This window comes from Actinomyces sp. HMSC065F12, from assembly GCF_001814535.1.
Classification (GTDB): Bacteria; Actinomycetota; Actinomycetes; order Actinomycetales; family Actinomycetaceae; genus Pauljensenia; species Pauljensenia radingae_A.
In genome coordinates this window covers 1-454 of record NZ_KV817021.1, presented here as the reverse complement: position 1 = coordinate 454, position 454 = coordinate 1, and the positions used below count along the sequence as shown (strand labels likewise).

At 59.0% G+C, this 454-nt stretch carries 1 protein-coding gene; it reads left to right on the top strand.

Going from position 1 to position 454, the window contains the following annotated elements; translation table 11 throughout:
* Nucleotides 1–454 (top strand): hypothetical protein (locus HMPREF2975_RS12605; protein ID WP_227469341.1); only part of this gene is annotated, 454 nt, incomplete at both ends.

Below are 454 nucleotides of genomic sequence, written 5' to 3'. Positions count from 1 at the left end.
ATCATTATCGACCTGCCCCTCACACCACTCACACGCGCAGAACACGACAACCAAGACGATAAAGCAGACACGAACCCAGACACCACGCCACAACACGAAAACAGCGAGGGCGACGAGGACGACCTGCCGCCCACATGGCAACCCACCAACCTCACCCCATACCTCGACGGCACCTACACCCCGCCAACACCCACACTCTTCACACGCACCGACCATGTCGCCCTCCTCTACCCCGGCCTCATCCACGACATCCACGGCGAAAGCGAGTCCGGAAAAAGCCTCCTCATCCAAACCGAAACCGCCCGCCAACTCCAAGCCGGGAACCACGTCGCCTACATCGACTACGAAAGTGACGCCGGCCAAATCATCGAACGCCTCACCCTCATGGGGTGCACTCATAAGCAGATTGCCGATGGTCTGACCTACATCAGGCCAGAACAATCCCCCTACACCA